The 19,016-nt window shown below is 48.8% G+C and carries 14 protein-coding genes and 1 riboswitch; all 14 genes read left to right on the top strand.

The window, feature by feature from the left end; genetic code table 11:
• The first annotated feature begins 383 nt into the window (after positions 1-383).
• Complete coding sequence (locus D6024_RS11940) at positions 384-1,982, top strand: Gfo/Idh/MocA family protein (RefSeq protein ID WP_121354869.1); 1,599 nt, start codon at positions 384-386, stop codon at positions 1,980-1,982.
• A gap of 18 nt (positions 1,983-2,000) precedes the next feature.
• Positions 2,001-2,870 (top strand): sugar phosphate isomerase/epimerase family protein, encoded by an 870-nt coding sequence (locus tag D6024_RS11945; protein WP_121354870.1) that lies wholly within the window; start codon positions 2,001-2,003, stop codon positions 2,868-2,870.
• 8 nt (positions 2,871-2,878) lie between these two features.
• Entirely contained in the window at positions 2,879-3,661 is a 783-nt protein-coding gene (locus D6024_RS11950) for a sugar phosphate isomerase/epimerase family protein (RefSeq protein ID WP_121354871.1), read from the top strand.
• Between the two features lie 179 nt (positions 3,662-3,840).
• Positions 3,841-3,948: riboswitch (SAM riboswitch) on the top strand.
• A gap of 330 nt (positions 3,949-4,278) precedes the next feature.
• Entirely contained in the window at positions 4,279-5,007 is a 729-nt protein-coding gene (locus tag D6024_RS11955) for a phosphoadenylyl-sulfate reductase (RefSeq protein ID WP_121354872.1), read from the top strand.
• A gap of 9 nt (positions 5,008-5,016) precedes the next feature.
• Positions 5,017-5,922 carry a sulfate adenylyltransferase subunit CysD gene (gene cysD / locus D6024_RS11960; RefSeq protein ID WP_121354873.1) on the top strand — a complete coding sequence of 302 codons (906 nt, stop codon included), beginning with the start codon at positions 5,017-5,019 and terminating at the stop codon, positions 5,920-5,922.
• 94 nt (positions 5,923-6,016) lie between these two features.
• A complete protein-coding gene (locus D6024_RS11965; protein ID WP_121354874.1) occupies positions 6,017-7,258 on the top strand; it encodes a sulfate adenylyltransferase subunit 1 in 1,242 nt (413 codons plus the stop codon).
• 7 nt (positions 7,259-7,265) lie between these two features.
• The gene (epsC, locus tag D6024_RS11970; RefSeq protein WP_121354875.1) at positions 7,266-8,096 is read left to right on the top strand and encodes a serine O-acetyltransferase EpsC; all 831 of its coding nucleotides are present in this window, start codon (positions 7,266-7,268) and stop codon (positions 8,094-8,096) included.
• 8 nt (positions 8,097-8,104) lie between these two features.
• Positions 8,105-9,022 (top strand): cysteine synthase A, encoded by a 918-nt coding sequence (cysK, locus tag D6024_RS11975; protein ID WP_121354876.1) that lies wholly within the window; start codon positions 8,105-8,107, stop codon positions 9,020-9,022.
• Positions 9,023-9,028: 6 nt separating this feature from the next.
• A complete protein-coding gene (gene cobA, locus D6024_RS11980) occupies positions 9,029-9,865 on the top strand; it encodes a uroporphyrinogen-III C-methyltransferase (protein WP_121354877.1) in 837 nt (278 codons plus the stop codon).
• 9 nt (positions 9,866-9,874) lie between these two features.
• The gene (locus tag D6024_RS11985) at positions 9,875-11,575 is read left to right on the top strand and encodes a diflavin oxidoreductase (protein ID WP_121354878.1); all 1,701 of its coding nucleotides are present in this window, start codon (positions 9,875-9,877) and stop codon (positions 11,573-11,575) included.
• Positions 11,576-11,636: 61 nt separating this feature from the next.
• A complete protein-coding gene (cysI, locus tag D6024_RS11990; RefSeq protein WP_121354879.1) occupies positions 11,637-13,307 on the top strand; it encodes an assimilatory sulfite reductase (NADPH) hemoprotein subunit in 1,671 nt (556 codons plus the stop codon).
• Between the two features lie 123 nt (positions 13,308-13,430).
• Positions 13,431-14,939, top strand: coding sequence for a TSUP family transporter (locus tag D6024_RS11995; protein ID WP_121354880.1), 1,509 nt, complete (start codon positions 13,431-13,433; stop codon positions 14,937-14,939).
• A 206-nt stretch (positions 14,940-15,145) separates the two neighbouring features.
• Positions 15,146-15,580 (top strand): RrF2 family transcriptional regulator, encoded by a 435-nt coding sequence (locus D6024_RS12000; protein ID WP_121354881.1) that lies wholly within the window; start codon positions 15,146-15,148, stop codon positions 15,578-15,580.
• Positions 15,581-16,063: 483 nt separating this feature from the next.
• Positions 16,064-19,015: a TonB-dependent receptor gene (locus tag D6024_RS12010; protein WP_121354883.1), complete on the top strand. Its 2,952-nt coding sequence runs from the start codon at positions 16,064-16,066 to the stop codon at positions 19,013-19,015.
• Position 19,016: the final 1 nt, after the last annotated feature.

Raw genomic sequence — 19,016 nt, forward strand, 5'->3', positions numbered from 1 at the left:
TTCCCTTTTAAAGGGCTATTTTCTTCAAAAGAATTTTGCTTAGTCAGTTGGAATCATGAGTTTTGTGAGCAATATATGAGCAATTCGACATTAAATAAATGTATATTTTATAATTCATTCATTTGCATATGCGCTTCTGCTAAAAATGATCAAATTTGTGTACCCGTACGCGGTACAAGAATAAAGCCCCTGTAATTTACTTACAGGGGCTTTTGTTTTCGCTGTACTTCCGGCTATTGTTACATCACATAGCTTCATTTCATGAAGCGTAGCCCAAATTTTTAAAGTCTCCTGAAATCGCCGCACATTCACTTCAGAAACTTCGTCCGGTTGAAAGCTTCCAAATTTTCTTTAAATTCAGGGCACACGCTTAAAACTGCTGTATGAAAAAAGCAAATCGGCCCAATCCAATCCAATCGACTTCGTCGACAGAGAACAGCATCAAAAACGATCACCCAAACAAAGGCATCAACCGCCGGCAGTTTGTATCCATGACAGGCACGGCGGCACTCGGCTTTACGATTTTGCCAAGACATGTACTGGGTGGAGATGGATTTATCCCGCCGAGCGATAAGATAACGCTGGCCTACATTGGAATCGGGACACAAGGCATCCGGGAATTGTTGCCCATGCTTGCAGTGCCGGAAATCCAGGTCGTGGCCGTTTGCGATCCCAACAAAGAAGCGAGGGGCTACCGCGATTGGGGACTCAATTATCTCAATAGTGAAATACGCAAAACGCTCAATAAGCCGGACTGGAATCCTGGTGGCGACAATACCATTCCCGGTGGCCGTGACAATGGTAAAGACATCGTAGACACCTACTATTCCACCGTACGCCCAGACAAAACATTCAAAGGTTGCAGGGCTTACGCCGATGTTCGTGAACTGCTGGAAAAAGAAAAAGATCTCGATGCGGTCAAGGTCATGACCCCCGATCATCTTCACGGCGTATTGGCCATGGCTGCCATCAAAAGAGGGAAACATATTTTGATGCACAAACCGCTTTCGAACCGGTTGCTGGAAGGAAAGCAGGTCATTGAAATGGCACGCAGTCATCCGAAGGTCATCACGCATTTAATTCCCTGGGACTCGAACGGATCAATGGATACCGTGATGGCATGGATCAACGCAGGTGCAATCGGAACGCTAACGGAAGTGCACAACTGGACCAACCGCCCGGTTTGGCCGCAATATCCGGAGCTGCCAACAGACAAACCGCCTGTTCCGGATGGGTTCAATTGGGACATCTGGCTTGGACCGGAAGCTGACCGTGCTTATCATCCAAACTATACCAACATGGTTTTTCGTGGCTGGTACGACTTCGGTGGCGGCTCCATGGCCGATATGGGTCATTACAGTCTTTGGACCGTTTTCAATGCTCTGAACCTGACGTCTCCAATTGTTGTTGAGCCACACCGTAGTCATTTTTGCGATTTTAACGGGCCGGTTCCTTTCCGTGTGAACAACGATTTTTCTTTTCCTATGGCCAGCAAAGTCCGGTTTCGCTACCCGGCTAACGGCAACAGGGGACCGGTTGATCTGATTTGGTACGATGGCGGAATGCGACCGGCCATCCCGGAAGAGATGGCAAATGAGAACAAAGAGCTGCCCCAGGAAGGAATGATGTTCGTCGGCGATAAGGGAAAGATACTCGCCGGCTTCAACATCCAGGATCCACAAATCATCTCCGGGAAAAAAATGGATGCACCATCAGCTGCGACTGATAAGCGCAGCCAGGTTCAACAAACATCGGAAGCGCTTCCCCTGTTTGTGCAGGCAGTGAAAACGGGCAAACAATACCCGGGCAATTTTATGGAAGCCGACCATTTATCGGAAGCAATCAACCTGTACGCCGTTGCCTTACGCACCAACCGCCTGTTGAAATATGACGCCGCAGGCGGAACGATCACAAACGTGGATACGGCCAATAAATACCTGCGCCGTGATTATCGCCAGGGTTGGAATCCGGAATCAATTTAAAAGACAATCAAACAACGCATGAATACACTACATCGCAGGGAATTTCTTCGCGCAGCAGCAGCGACGGTCGGCGGAACAGTCTTTCTTTCCCACCTGCCTGCCGAATTGTTGGCACGTGCAACCAAAGAGCGGTTTCCGATCGGTTTCCAGACGTGGACGGTGCGGGACGAACTTGCAAAGGATTTTGCAGGCACGTTAAAATTGATGGCCGGCCAGGGATACCAGTTAACGGAAATGTGTTCCCCAAAAGGATATGTTAATGCTGGTTTCGGCCCCTTGTTGAAATACAAAACCGCTGAACTGCGCACGATGATCGCTGATGCCGGTTTGCGTTGCCCGAGCTGTCATTTTGGATTCAATGAGTTCGCTGATGATGCACTGGAAGACCGGATTGCTTTTGCACACGAGATAGGACTTAGTCAAATGGTTTGCTCCAGTTTCGGCTTGCCAAAAACCGCTAACCTGGCTGATTTTTTGTCCGGTGCGGACAAGCTAAACAAGGCCGCGGAAAAAATAAAGGCAGCCGGGCTGCAGACCGGGTTTCACAACCATAGTACCGAGTTTGCCACGCTGGACGGCCAGTTGATTTACGAAGCTTTGTTGAAGCAATTTGACCCTTCGCTGGTGAAAATGCAATTTCAAACGGAAGTGATCAATCTTGGATACAAAGCTGCCACCTATTTCACTCGATACCCTGGACGTTTTCTTTCGGCTCATTTGTCGGACTGGACAGCCGATAAAAAGCAGGTTCCGATAGGGCAGGGGGTTATCGACTGGAAAGAATTTTTTGCGGCAGCAAAAACCGGCGGTGTGAAAAATATTTTTGTGGAAATGGAACCGGCGACCTTCCGCGATAGCGCGGCCTACATTCATTCTTTACAGGTATAAACAAAGACATGGAAACCACAACAGATTTTACGCCGCCTGTTTCAGGCGGTATTTCTTTAGCACAGTGGGCACTGGTCGACGAGATCCGTTCCGGGAAATGGACAACGTTGGATTTCCCGCGGATCGCCAGGGAAGAATTCGGGCTCGACGGCATCGAGTTTGTCAATACGCTTTTCGACGTTCCTACAGAAAGCTACCTGAAGCAATTAAAGCAGGCTGCCGCACAACACGGCGTCACAATGCTCCTGGTCATGGTAGACGATGAAGGCGATGGCTGTTCACCCACTGAGGAAGGCAGGAAAGCGTTTGCACGCTTTCATCACAAATGGATTGATATCGCCCATTACCTTGGCTGTCGTGCCATTCGCACAAACTGCCGGGGTCCACAGGGCGCCGACAAGGACCAGGCGCTGCACTGGGCGGCAGAGTCCTACAGGATGTTACTTGGGTATGCAAGAGAAGCCAATATCCAGGTTTTGATCGAAAATCACGGCGGCGTTTCCAATAACCCGGACTGGATGGTGCAACTGATGGAGACCGTTAACGACCCGTTTTTTGGCACCTATCCCGACTGGCGGGAACCAACCGCGGAATTTGACAATTATTCCTACCTGCAAAAAACATTGCCTTATGCAAAAGGCATGTCGTACCGCAACCAGCCAACGGAAGAATTGACCGAAAAAATGATCCGCCTCTGTAAGGAAGGTGGTTACCGGGGATGGTACGGCATTGAGTCGCGGGGACGGACCGAAATCAGGAAGGGAATTGAACTCCTGCGGAAATATCTTTAACATTTCTGCAAACAGGGAACGCATCGCAATGTTTTTCTCACGGTGATGGTCGCTTGCCGCAGGCTTCCAGCGAGCAGGAACGTCCGGGAAAAGAAAGAATGCAACAAAGTTGAAAAAATAATTCCTACTAAACTACTCGGATTAAACTTTTCAGGTTACATTTGTTCCAGTTCTTCAGTTGCTTATCAAGAAAGGTGGAGGGAGATGGCCCCATGAAACCTTAGCAACCATGCCGGTAACGGCAAAGGTGCTACATCCATTCCTGCGGAAAGCGGGAGAGATAAGTCAGATGCCTGAATAATTTGTTTTAACACAAAATATAGCGGAGCACTTCTGATTTATCGGGAGTGCTTTTTATTTTAGCGTAACCCGATATAAGCTTCCCGGTAAATTTTGATAAGTGATTGCATTCAATCACGACATAATATAAACGAAATGAAAAAGACAACAACAAACCCGTTCAAGACAAGTGTAAGCAGCGTTGCAAAAACGTTTGCTGCTTGTTGTTGTTGTCAGCCTTTCGATTGTTGTTGTACGAACTAAGAATTGCAGCCGTACAACACGAAACACTCTCTCGATTGCTTCTATCCATTTATTGACCATTTAACTTTTGGAACATGTCTATTGTAACAAAAGACAGTTTTCTGTCTTTGCAGGACAGGGTAGTACAGCTTTCGATCCCCGAGGTCTTAAAGCAACTTTCTGAAGCGTTTCCCGGCGGGCTGACCTTTTCTACCAGCTTTGGCATGGAAGACCAGGTGATCACCGACCAGATCAGCCAGTCAGGCGTGCCCGTCAACATTTTTACGCTGGATACCGGACGCTTATTTCCCGAAACCTACTCAACCTGGAGCCGCACACTGGAGCGCTATTCCCTGCCGATTGATGCCTATTACCCAAATGCAGAAAAGATCCAGGAATTTGTTCGGCAGTATGGCCCCAATTCGTTTTACGAGTCGGTTGAGCGCAGAAAAGAGTGTTGCCATATACGTAAAGTCGAACCGTTGAAAAAAGCGCTGGCGGGTAAGTCGGTTTGGATCACAGGCCTTCGGGCCGAGCAGTCTGCCGGTCGCAGCGAAATGCACATCCTGGAATGGGACGACAGCCACCAGCTTATAAAATACAATCCCCTTCTGCACTGGACAACAGACGACGTGCGGAATTACATCAACCAGCACAACGTTCCCTACAATTCACTTCACGACAAGGGCTTTGTCAGTATCGGCTGTGCCCCGTGCACACGGGCTGTCCGCCCTGGCGAAGATTTCCGTGCCGGCCGCTGGTGGTGGGAAGATCAAAGTAAAAAAGAGTGCGGTTTGCACGTTCATCAAGTAACAACGAATTAGCCAGAAAATATGAACTACCAATTGGATTATTTAGATCAACTGGAATCAGAAGCCATTTACATCTTCCGGGAAGTTGCGGGGCAGTTTGAAAAGCCAGCGCTTTTATTCTCGGGTGGGAAAGACAGCATTACGCTGGTGCATCTTGCATTGAAAGCGTTTCGTCCGGGAAAATTTCCCTTCCCCCTGGTCCACATCGATACGGGTCACAATTTTCCCGAAGCCCTGGAATTTCGTGACAACCTCGCAAAATCGATCGGTGAAAAACTCATTGTTCGCAAAGTTGAAGACACCATTAAAGCAAAAGGGTTGAAAGAAACTACCGGGAAGTTGGCAAGCCGCAATGCTTTGCAAACATTCACCCTGCTCGACACCATTGAAGAATTTGGATTCGATGCCTGCATCGGCGGTGCCCGTCGCGACGAAGAAAAAGCAAGAGCAAAAGAACGGGTGTTTTCGATCCGGGATGAATTCGGCGGTTGGGATCCCAAGCGCCAGCGGCCTGAACTCTGGAATATTTACAACGGCAAGATCAACAAGGGCGAGAACGTTCGGGTATTTCCCATTTCCAACTGGACCGAACTGGACGTATGGAATTATATCCGACGTGAAAAGATTGACCTGCCTTCAATTTATTTCTCCCACGAAAGAGAAATCCTAGAATACGAAGGGCAACTGATCGCGACGTCCGAATTCATCCGAATCGACGACGGTGACACGATTTCCCGCAAACGGGTACGCTATCGCACGGTTGGAGATATGACCTGTACGGCCGCTGTTGAAAGCACCGCATCGACCATTGACGATATCATATCAGAAATCACGGCAACACGGATAAGCGAACGCGGTGAAACAAGGATTGATGACCGTATTTCTGAAGCGGCAATGGAAGACAGGAAAGTGAACGGATATTTTTAAACTGAAACGCGAAATGGTAAATGTGAAACGACAAGTCATGATGAAATAGCAGTCATTGAGGTTTTACGAACACGTTTCACCCAAAATAAAACAAATGGACCTACTAAGATTTATAACAGCCGGCAGCGTTGATGATGGGAAAAGCACCCTGATCGGCCGCCTGCTTTACGACAGCAAGAGCATCCTGGTTGACCAGTTGGAAACCTTGAAAAAGCAAAGCAAAAACACGGCGCATTCCGATATCGACCTCGCCTTGCTCACCGATGGCTTGCGTGCCGAGCGGGAACAGGGCATTACCATCGATGTAGCCTATAAGTATTTTTCCACGCCAAAGCGGAAGTTCATCATCGCCGATGCACCGGGCCATATCCAGTACACCCGCAACATGATTACAGGTGCATCCAATGCCGATTGCATCATTATTCTTGTTGATGCCCGTAACGGTGTAGTGGAACAGACCCGGCGACATTCCATCATTGCCTCTTTGCTGCGTATCCCGCATGTCATTGTTGCCATCAACAAAATGGATATGGTCGATAACGACCAGGTCGTTTTCGATGCGATCGTGGAGCAATATGAGGCACTGGCCAGGGATCTGAAGCTAAAGGATGTCTATTACATTCCCATGAGTGCGTTGAAAGGCGACAACATCATTTCCCGCTCTTCCGATATTCCGTGGTATAAAGGCGAACCACTGCTTTCTTATCTCGAAAACCTGCCCGTTTCGCATGGCTACACGCATACGCCATCGCGTTTCCAGGTGCAATACGTAGTACGGCCACAGTCGGAAGATCTGCACGATTACCGCGGTTATGCTGGAAGGGTGAGCAACGGCACCTACAAGGTCGGAAACGCGGTGCGCATCCTTCCTTCCGGTCAAACATCTGTCATCAGTGCCATTGAAGTTGGGGGAAAAGAAGTAACAGAAGTATTTGCCGGGCAAAGCGTCATTCTTCACCTCAAAGACGATATCGACGTCAGTCGTGGCGACTCGATTGTGAAGCTGGGCGAACTGCCAAGACTCGAGCAGGAGTTTGATGCCTTGATGTGCTGGATGGATACCAAAGAATTGCAGGAAGGTGCAAGATACCTTTTGCAGCAAGGCAGCCGGCGTGTAAAAGCCATTGTCAAGGAAATAGCTTATAAACTCGATGTGAACACACTTGCACAACAGCCTTCGCCGCAGACGGCAGCCCTGAACGATGTCGTGAAAGTGCGGATCAAAACCGCGGAACCAATTGCCTTTGATTCGTTCCAAAAACTGTCGGCCGACGGAACTGCAATCCTGGTCGATCAAACAAGTAATATGACGGCAGGTGCACTGCTGTTACAATAAAACAAACATGAACGAAGCAGCTTTTTTACAAACACTGGCTGAAAGCCGTATCGGTGTTTCGCAGCAGTTTCCGGACAAACTGGCTGCGGAGCTGTTTATTGACGAAGTCTTTCATTTTCTTTTTATAAATAACGGCGAAGACGCCGATGTTACAAAAGCGGCTGTTGAATACAAACGGCTCCAAAACAATTTTTCATCCCTGCTGGCCGAAACCATCAGTGGCGAAAAAACAATCCGGTTGCAGGCGGATACGTTTTTTGGACAATGGCCTGCGATTTACAAAGCACTGTTGAATGATGCGCAGGCGATCCTTGAATTTGATCCGGCAGCACAAAACATCGCAGAGGTGATCGTGGCCTACCCGGGCTTTTATGCAACGGTCGTCTACCGTTTGTCGCACCAATTGTGGAAACAAGGCGTGCGCCTTTTGGCCCGTTTGTTCAGCGAATATGCACACGGCAAAACCGGCATCGACATCCATCCCGGTGCAAAAATCGGCAACGCCTTTGCCATCGATCACGGCACCGGTATTGTAATCGGCGAGACAACTGTCATTGGAAACCGTGTGAAGATTTACCAGGGCGTTACGTTGGGTGCGCTGAACGTAGCAAAGGAATTCCGTAGCACAAAACGCCACCCGACGATCGAAAACAATGTTGTGATTTACTCGGGTGCAACGATCCTCGGCGGCGATACGGTCGTTGGCGAAGACAGCATAATCGGCGGCAATGTTTGGATCACGTCCAGTGTGCCGCCAAACTCCGTGGTGTATCACAAAAGTGAAATCCGGATCAAAGACAGGAACCCCTTTCCCGAACCCATCAATTTTATTATTTAATAGTTAGTATGAAAGCGAATAGCATTTTGGACACGATCGGCAATACTCCACACGTACGGTTAAACAAACTTTTTCCTTCTGATTATGAAGTTTGGATCAAGCTTGAACGCAACAATCCCGGCGCCAGCATCAAAGACCGGATTGCCCTTGCCATGATTGAAGATGCCGAGAAAAAAGGCATTCTTACTCCCGAAAGCGTCATCATCGAGCCAACATCCGGCAATACCGGTATCGGGCTGGCTTTGGTGGCAGCCGTAAAAGGTTACAAGCTCATTTTGGTCATGCCGGAAAGCATGTCGGTTGAGCGTCGCCGCCTCATGTCAATCTACGGTGCCGAATTTGTTCTGACACCCCGCGAAAAAGGCATGAAAGGTGCTATTGAAAAAGCCCAGGAACTTGCGGCGGAAACACCCAATGCCTGGATACCGCAGCAATTCGATAATCCTTCCAATACCGAGAGCCATCGCAAAACGACGGCCCGCGAGATCATCAATGATTTTAAAGAAAGCGGACTGGATTATGTCATAACCGGTGTGGGTACCGGCGGGCATATTACGGCGATAGCAGAAGTGGTAAAAGATGCCATTCCGGGATTGAAAGTATTGGCCGTTGAACCGGAACTCTCGCCGGTGCTCAGCGGCGGTGCGCCTTCACCGCATCCGCTACAAGGATTGGGTGCCGGATTTATTCCCACCATTCTGAACACCGACGTACTCGACGGCGTGATCACAGTCGGTAAAGATGAAGCGTTTCAATTTGCACAACGCATAGCGAAAGAGGAAGGGATTCTGGTTGGCATTTCAACCGGTGCGGCGCTGGCAGCCGTTGCGAAAAAGCTTCCTGAACTGCCGGCTGGTTCGAAGATCCTGACCTACAACTACGACACAGGCGAACGTTATTTATCCATTGAAGGCCTTTTTCAATAAACGAATATGAAGAGTACCATAACTGGTGGCAAAGTGGTTTTGGTTGGTGCAGGCAGCGGCGACCCGGAGCTCATTACCGTGAAAGGGATGCGCTGGCTGCAAAAGGCTGACGTGATCCTGACCGACAGGTTGGTGAGCCCCGAAATAATCCGTTCGTTTGCCCCGGCTGCAGCAAAGGTGATTTATGTTGGGAAACAGTGTCGCAGGGGACATTCCACTCCACAGGCAACAATCAACGAATTGATGGTATTGTATGCACAGGATGGTAAAACAGTGGTGCGTTTGAAAGGGGGCGATGTGTCCATATTTTCCAACATCCTAGACGAACTGCAAGCCCTCCAGCAAAACCACATTTCTTACGAGATTGTGCCGGGTGTGACCGCAGCCCTCGGTGCCGCAGCCTTTGCAGGAATGCCACTGACGGCACGAAATTATGCAACCTCGGTTCGGTTTTTAACCGCCTACAAATCAGATGTCGTCAGTGAAACGTATTGGAAAGAGCTGGCGCAAACAGATGATACGCTTGTCTTTTACATGTCGTCGGAAACACTTCGCGACGTTGTAAAAAAACTCACCGCGAACCAGATCGACGCAAGTAAAAAACTGGCGGTGATAGAGCAGGCAACCACACCGCAACAGAAAGTGTACACGTCGTCTTTGTATGCCTATGATGAGGCGCTGGGCGGCAAAAACTTTTTCTCACCCACGCTTGTCATTATCGGGAAAGTGGTGGACTTGCATGAGCAATTCCGGTGGGTAAATGAAAAAGCGGAAACCACCGAATATTTCAAATCGGAAGATGTTTCAAACAACGAAAACGAACAGTTGGCTTTAACAGCATAAATAGAAAACATGATCGCACAATCGAAAATCAAACAGGTGCAGGAGATGGTAACGGGTCTCACCCGGGAAGAAATCATTTGGTTGAGTGGCTATTTGTCCGGCCTGGCCGGTGCAGAAACGGCGTTATTGCCGTCCGAATCAACCGCAACGGCAACACCCGCTGCGGTGCAAAAGATCACCATCGCTTACGGCACGGAAACAGGCAACGCGAAAAAACTCGCCACGTCGTTTGCTGCCAAGGCAAAGAAGAAGGGCATCCAGTCAAAACTAGTGAGCCTCGACCAGTACAAACTCACTGACCTCCCAAAGGAAGAATGGTTTTTCACCGTTATCAGCACCCAGGGTGACGGCGAACCACCCGCCACCGCAAAGAAGTTTTACGATTTTGTGCACCAGGACAACATCAAACTGTCAAAGCTCAATTATGGCGTGCTGGCTTTGGGCGATACTGCATATCCGCTTTTTTGCAAAGCCGGTGAAGACGTAGACCAGCAGTTGCAAAAATTGGGTGGAAACCGCGTAGCACCTCTACAAAAACTCGATACCGATTACGAAGAAGCAGCCGAGCAGTGGATGGTGAGCCTGCTGAATTCGCTGTTGTCGTCAGCACCGGCTACTACACCGGTAACGGCACCTGTGGCAAAGAAAACCGGCCGTAAAACCTATACCGGTAAGATCCAGGCAAATGTTAACCTGAATGGCCGTGGCTCAGGCAAACAAACCTTTCACCTCGAAATTGCGGCAGAAGAAGTGGCATTTGAGCCAGGCGACGCAGCGGGTATTACCCCGTTAAACAAACCGGAACTGGTTCAACGAATTGCCACGCTGAGCGGCTTTGAAGAAGAAACGGTTGTAACATACAAAGACGAAACCATTGCCCTGGGTCAGCTTTTGCAGAGAAAAGTTTCCCTGGTCAATCTTCCGGAACGTGTCGTTAAGGCCTATGCGGGCATCGTGAAGCAGGATATACCAGCAACACGCATGGATTTCCTGGACCTGCTTCGCATTTATCCTGTCAACGGGCAGGAACAGTTTTTGGCGGCGCTGCAAATTCTTGACCCGATTGCGCCGCGGCTGTATTCAATTGCCTCGTCTCCGGAAGCGCATTCCGGTGAAGTGCACCTGACCGTCGGCATGCATCGCTTTGTCGCAAACGACCAGTTAAAGGATGGACTGGCATCTGCTTTTCTTTCACAATTGAAGGAAGGGGATGAGGTTGAATTTTACATTCATAAAAATCATTTGTTCAAGCTGCCTGCCGCCGACAAAGATGTTATCATGATCGGCCCCGGAACCGGCATTGCGCCATTTCGTTCCTTTGTTGCCCATCGTGATGCAACCGGTGCCGATGGCCGCAACTGGCTGTTCTTTGGCGATCAGCATTTCACCACCGATTTCCTCTACCAAACTGAGTGGCTCAACTGGATCGAAACCGGCGTGCTCACGAAAATGAACGTTGCATTCAGCCGCGACCAGGACGAAAAATTGTATGTACAGCACAAGCTGTGGCAGCACCGCGAAGAACTGGTGAAATGGATAGAAAACGGGGCTTACCTCTACATCTGCGGCGCGAAAGAACCCATGAGCAACGACGTGGAAAACATGCTGACCCGCATCTTCCGTGAACAAAAAGGGGTGAGTGACGACACTGCAGTTGAACTTCTCAATGCATTAAAAGAAGAAGGCCGTTACCTGAAAGATGTTTATTAACAAAAGGAATGGCAGTATAAAACGAATCACAAACGATAAACTATAAATAAGAAACGAACGAATGGCCGACCAAAAAAATTTATCCGTTGTAGAAAAGATCAAGGTGGCGAGTGATGCCTTGAGAGGTACGCTGAAAGAAAGCTTGCAGGACGAACTGACGGGCGCCGTCCGGGAAATGGATCATGCCCTGGTAAAATTCCATGGCATGTACGAACAGGACGACAGGGATTTGCGTGAAGAAAGAGCAGCGCAAAAGCTGGACAAGCTTTATTCGTTCATGATTCGCCTGCGGATCCCGGGTGGTTTTATTACCCCGGAGCAGTGGATCACAGCACACCACGTTGCCGGCAAGTATACAACGGGTGTGATCAAGATCACCACGCGGCAAACGATCCAGTTGCATGGAATTTTAAAGCGTCACATTAAACCAACGTTGAAAGATTTCAATATTGTCGGCCTGGATTCAATTGCGGCCTGCGGCGACGTAAACAGGAACGTGATTGCCAGCAGTCATCCTTCCATTTCTCCTTTACATGCGCACATTCATGGCTACGCAAAAAAAATCAGCGAAGCGCTTTTACCCAAGACCCGGGCTTTTTACGAAGTGTGGCTCGATGAAGAAGTGCTGGTTGATAAAAAACTGGAAGAAGATCCGCTTTACCAGGATCGCTATCTACCCAGAAAGTTTAAAGTGGCTATTGCCATTCCACCCAATAACGACGTGGACGTTTTTGCAAATGACGTAGCGCTGATCGCCATCATTGAAAATGAAAAGCTCCTTGGTTTTAACGTGGCCATTGGCGGCGGCTTGGGCGCCACGCACGGCAACCCAGCCACTTATCCAAGGCTGGCCACCGTTATTGGATTTGTGCCGGAAGAAAAACTGATCGAGACCGTTTACCAGATTGCAACTGTTCAAAGAGACAACGGCAACCGCAGCGACCGCAAGCTTTCCCGGTTAAAATACACGGTCGACAACATGGGCGTTGATGTGTTCAAGGCTGAACTGGAAAAGCGCCTTGGCTTCCTGCTGGAACCGGCAAAGCCCTACGTCTTCACGGAAAGACGTGATCATTTTGGCTGGGAACAAAGCCAGGACGGCAAATGGCATTACACCATTTTTGTTGAAAATGGCCGCGTGACCGATGATGAAAAGCTGGCCTTGAAAACGGCACTCCTGAAGATAGCGGAAACGGGAAAAGCCAATTTCCGTTTCACCACGAATCAGAACCTGACACTGGGTGATATTGCCAAAAAAGACAGGGCAGCGGTAGAAGCAATCCTGAATGAATTCAATATTATTGAACATACCGAAAAAGCCGGTGGCATGCGCCGGAATGCCATAGCCTGCGTGGCATTCAATACCTGCCCGCTGGCCCTGGCCGAAGCGCAACGCTATCTACCCACGTTGATCTCCAAAATTGAACCGCTGTTAGAAAAATACAGCTTGCAGGACGACGAGATCAGCATTCGGATGACCGGCTGTCCAAACGGGTGCGGCCGTTCGACACTGGCCGAAATTGGTTTCGTCGGAACCGCATACGGCCGCTACAACCTGCAACTGGGTGGTGACAGGCTGGGAGAGCGGTTGAATAAAACTTACAAAGAGAACGTTGATGAGCAAACAATTCTAAACGAACTGGATGGCCTGTTTGCACGTTATAGCGCCAATAGAAATCCGGGTGAAACATTTGGTGATTTTACCATCCGTGAAAAGCTGGTCTCTGATTAAACAACTGCGGGTAGACGGTGTGGCATTTTGAAGAAAACGCCCATTGAGGCGTTAGAGATCCGCTGGATAGTCAGATGGCCGAATGGCATCATCTCGTTCGAAAATATAATTGGAAAAGTAAACATGCTTGTTCAGGAAACAAATAAGTTATTTCCCATCTTCCTCAAACTGGAACAACTTTCCATTTTGATTGTTGGTGGTGGAAACGTGGGATTGGAGAAGCTGACAGCTGTGCTGAACAACTCGCCACTGACGAAAATAAAGCTGGTTGCAACCAGCATCAATGAAAGCATTAAGGCGCTGGCGGCCGAATACCCAACGATCGAGCTTTTCGAACGCCCTTTTGAAAGCACCGATGTTGACGGTGCTGATATCGTGATCATTGGCATCAACGATAAAACGAAAAGTGCGGAGATCAGCGAGGTTGCCAAAGGCAAAAACAAGTTGGTGAATGTGGCTGATACGCCGGATCTCTGTGATTTTTACCTCAGCTCCGTTGTACAGAAAGGCAATGTAAAAATTGCCATCTCCACCAACGGCAAATCACCTACCGTGGCGAAGCGGTTGAAGGAAGTGCTGAATGAAGCCATTCCTGCGGAGATCAACAATGTAGCCGATAACCTGAGCATCATCCGCAATAACATCAATGGCGATTTCAGTGAAAAAGTCAGGCAGTTAAACGACCTGACAAGGGTGCTGGTGTCGAAACAAATGACACTGGAAGAGCAGAACAAACCCGGGCAAAAGCGCTGGCAAAAGATTGTGAAATACTGTCTTTTTGCCTTTTTTTTTATGATCATCGGGCACACGATTTTGTCCTATGTGCCAGTACAAAGGCTGGTTGACAGCATCAAGACCATTCCCAATTACATCGACACGAAAATGTTTCTCATGATGCTGCTCTGCGGCTTCCTGGCACAAATGTCGGATGGTTCATTGGGCATGGGTTATGGGACCATTTCCACAACCTTCCTGCTGGCCGTCGGCGTCAATCCGGCGATTGTGAGCAGCCGAGTCCACGCTGCAAGGGTTTTCTCCAGCGGTGTTTCGGGATACAGTCATCACCGATTCGGTAACATCAATAAAAAATTGTTCAAAGCCCTGGTGATACCGGGAATTGTCGGTGCAGTGCTGGGCGCAACGATGGCCTATTTCGGTCAGAAATATGCAACCTATGTGCGGTTGCCGCTTTCGGTTTACACCATTTACCTGGGCTATTACATCTTGCGAAAAGCATTCAGCAAACCCAGTTACGAAGCAAAAGTAAAACGGGCCGGGTGGCTGGCGGCCGTTGGCGGATTTATGGATGCCTTTGCCGGCGGCGGCTGGGGAACGCTGGTGACAAGCACCCTGATGTCGAAGCGCCGAAGTCCGCGATACGTAATTGGTTCTGTTTGCCTGGCTGAATTCTTCGTAGTGTTTATGAGCTCCGTGGTCTTTTTTATCCTGCTGGAAAGCCTGCCGCTGTGGGATATCGCCGGCTTGATTATCGGCGGACTTATTGCCGCACCCATTGCCGCCCGCCTGGTAGGCAAACTGCCGATCAAAACCATGTTTATCCTGGTAGGAACACTGGTGATTCTAACCAGTTGCAATACCCTTTGGAAAGCCATCATGAATTTGATCGCCTAACATCCCCGGTGGGACATCTCATTAAATGGCTGCAGAGAAGTAAGCATTTGCTTTCAGCCATGGACGGGCACTCAGTAACCGGGAAGATCGCTGCAGGTTTTTCCTCCGTTTGACCATTCTCATATTTTCTTCGTTTTTTAGGCAGCGAAAGATGCAAATCCGAATGGTATATTTGCGTTAAAGACCATCCAGAAAGACTTCGTGAAATGCTCAGTCAAAAAGCAAAATATGCCTTACAGGCGCTGGCTTATTTAGCCGCCAGTTACCAGGACGAAACGCCTGTGCTCATCAGCACCATCGCTCAGGAAAAGCGCATTCCGCTAAAATTTTTAGAGGCCATCCTGGTCGAGCTGCGCAACCACGATGTTTTGATCAGCACCCGCGGACGGTATGGTGGTTACCGCCTTGCCGAGCCCCCCAAAAAAATAACCCTTGCAAGGGTCATCCGCATTGTTGATGGACCGATTGCCTTGCTGAACTGTGTAAGCCTCAATTTTTACACGCCTTGCGAGAACTGCAACGAAGAAACCTGCTGCATCAACACGGTGATGCAGGAAGCAAGGGACGCCATTTTGAAAGTGCTGGAGAAACGCACCCTGCACGATATCATGGACAGAACAAAAAAACTCTCCCCGCAATAACATCATTGTTTCTTCCTTCTTGCTGCAACACGCCAGATTGTAACATTTCACTCTTGAAAATGTCGTTGAACTTTCCTGGCAATTGCCATTCGGCTGTACTATTTCTATAGAAAAACAAAAAAAATTTAGGAAATAAAAAGAGTGTTGGTATATTTACCTACCAATTTAGTAGGAATTAAAACAGGAACCTGAAAAATGAAAAAGTCACTGGTGAAATCAGGAAGGACAATGATTAGCAGCATTGCTGAATCGATTACACCTTGTTGTTGCTGTTGTAGCATTCCTTCCTGTTGTTGTACCAAATAATTCCCTCTTCCGTACAACGATAACCACTCTTTCGATTGCTTCTGTCCAATTCGTCTTTGCAAAATCACCAGATGCCTCTTTTGATGCACCGGGTGGAACAAACCCTTGCAAACTGTCAGTCGCAAAACAATTCTTCATTGAAACTGAAACCTCATGTCTGTTCAAAATAAACCAACCATGCTTCGAACAAAACAACTCTTATTCGTCTTTTTTTCTCTATTTGCTGTTTCATCATTGGCGGCCCAGGATGCCATTGAAATATCCGGGTTTGTAACCGGCCAGGAAACCAGGGAAGTACTCACCGGCGTCACAGTCAGTATCAAAGGCACCGACACCAAAACACTAACGGCCAATGACGGTTCTTTTAAATTGCGTACAAAGGAAAAGCTTCCGTTCACTCTTTTGTTTTCGTCGATCGGCTTTGCGCCGCAGGAAGTGGAAGTGGCTACGCTTGGCTCCAAACTGCAGGTTGCCCTTGCCACGCAAACCGTATTGGGCAATGCGGTGGTGGTAACCGCATCCCGTGTACGGGAAAGCATCCTTCGATCACCGGTAGCCATTGAAAAACTGGATATCAGGGCCATCCGCGAAACACCGGCACCCAGCTTTTACGATGCGCTGGAAAATGTAAAAGGCGTGCAAATGACGACTTCCAGCCTGACATTTAAGGTACCCAATACCCGTGGTTTCAACATCCCCAACAATTTTCGTTTTATGCAACTGGTCGATGGAGTGGACATGCAGGCCGCCACGTTGGGTGTGCCACTGGGTAATGCCATCGGACCCACGGAACTCGATATTCAAAGTGTCGAGATCACGCCGGGAGCGGCTTCCGCACTTTACGGCATGAACGCCATCAACGGCATGGCCAACCTTCTTACCAAAAATCCCTTTGTGACACAGGGACTGAGTGTGTACCAAAAAACGGGTATAAACCATGTAGATGGGAAGGATTATTCTCCCAGTGTGCTGACGGAAACGTCCATTCGTTACGCTAAAGTAATCAGCGACCGTTTTGCGTTTAAACTGAACCTGGGATATATGCAGGGCACCGACTGGCTCTCCAACACGCAACTTGATCAAAATACCAACAACCTGAAAAGTGCCAACCCGTCCTTTTCGGAGCTGAATGGACAATACAATGTTGCTTTTGACGGGTGGAACAAATATGGCGACGATGCACTTGCCGGCAGTAACGTGGTGTCGATCGGTGGGTTGACCATCAACGGTAAAAACAACCAGACTTTACGTGTAGCCCGTACCGGCTATTGGGAAAGAGACCTGATCAATCCAAAGGTGGACAACCTGAAATTTGACGGCGCTGTGCACTATCGCCTGAAGCGAGGTGCCGAATTAGCGTATTCTTACCGGGTGGGTAAAATGGACGGTGTGTTTCAGCGGGGAAACAAGATCCAGCTTGACAACGTCATTGTGCAAAATCACAAGCTGGAACTCAAAGGTGACAACTTTCTTGTTCGCAGCTACGTGTCGCTGGAAAATACCGGTGACTCCTACAATGTCAAACCACTTGCCGATAACCTGGACCTGTACAGCGGTGGCGCTACCGATACAAAAACTGCCGGCAGCTGGGGTACAAAATTTAAAAATGCGCTCAACGCTTACGCGGCCGCCAACGGTGGTACGCTGACATCGGCCAACCTGGCGGCCGCCACGCAGTATGCCAGGGAGCAGGCCGATGCCAGCCGCGTAAAACCCGGTACTCCCGAATTCGATGCCTTGAAAAACACCATTATCGGCATCAACAATTGGGACATCAGGTCGGGATCTATTCCGGATGCACCTGAAACAGGTGGTGCGGCACTTGTTCAGAAAAGCCGCCTCTATCACACAGAGGCGCAATGGGATCTTTCGAAAAAAGTGAAGGTGGCCGACCTCCTTGTCGGTGGCGATGCACGCATTTACGAGATCATACCAGATGGCAACAATTTTGTGGATTTTTCGCGTCCGATTGCAGAACGCAACCTCCTTACCAAAGAAGGGACGTATGGTAACAATGTTTATTATAAAAAGTACGGGGCCTTTGCGCAATTGACGAAAACATTTTTCGATGAAAAGCTCAAGCTCTTTGGTTCATTACGCTTCGATTACAACCCCGAGTTTGATCCAAAATTCACGCCCCGCCTGGCAGCCGTATATACGGTTGCCAAGAAGCACAATTTTCGCTTCACCTATCAGCAGGGCTACCGCTTTCCTTCGCTTTTTGAAGCGCTTTCCTATGTCAACAACGGTCGGGTAAAAAGAGTGGGAAGTCTTTCCTACATCAACGAAGGCTTGGGCTACCTGGAAAACAGTTACACACAGGCATCGGTTGTCAACTTCAATGCGACAGTGAGTGCGGCAGGAAATTCCGACAGTGCAGGCCTGGCAAACCGGAACCTGCTCACAGTTGCCAACCTGCCAAAAGCAAGACCGGAAGGCATTCGTTCTTTTGAAATCGGCTACAAAGCCGTTCTCATTGACAACAAATTGCTGGTGGATATCGACGCGTACACCAACCGATATGACGGATTTTTGGGACAAGTTCAGGTATATGTTCCCAAAGGGGAGAAAGTTGGTTCTGATGCAGCCGTCCTGGCCATGATCGACCGTAACCGGGACGCTGCATCTGCAACAGCAACGACAGCAGCAAGCAAAGGGCAAGACCGGTACAGGGTTTATACCAATGCGAAAAACACGTATACCAATTTTGGATCGGCGCTGGGTATAACATACAACGTCTACAAGAAATTCAGTCTTTCCGGTAATGTGAATTTCAACCGAATGAAGGCCAACAATACCAATGATGTATTTGTGACAGGTTTCAACACACCGGAGTGGGCCACTAACCTTTCTTTTGGCAACCGCGAGGTTGTGAAGAACGTTGGTTTTAACGTCGTGTGGCGCTGGCAGGATGCATTCCTGTGGGAAAGCCCACTGGTTACCGGTGGCGTAGACGCTTACAGCACACTGGACGCACAGGTCAATGTGCGAGTGCCGCAATTAAAGACAACGGTTAAAGTTGGAGGTGCCAACTTGCTCAATCACCACTACATCCAGTACGCCGGTGGTCCTACGATCGGTGGTCTGTATTACGTCGCCGTAACCTTGGACGGTTTACTAAGTAAATAAA

The organism is Flavisolibacter nicotianae (assembly GCF_003628535.1).
GTDB classification, from domain to species: domain Bacteria; phylum Bacteroidota; class Bacteroidia; order Chitinophagales; family Chitinophagaceae; genus Flavisolibacter; species Flavisolibacter nicotianae.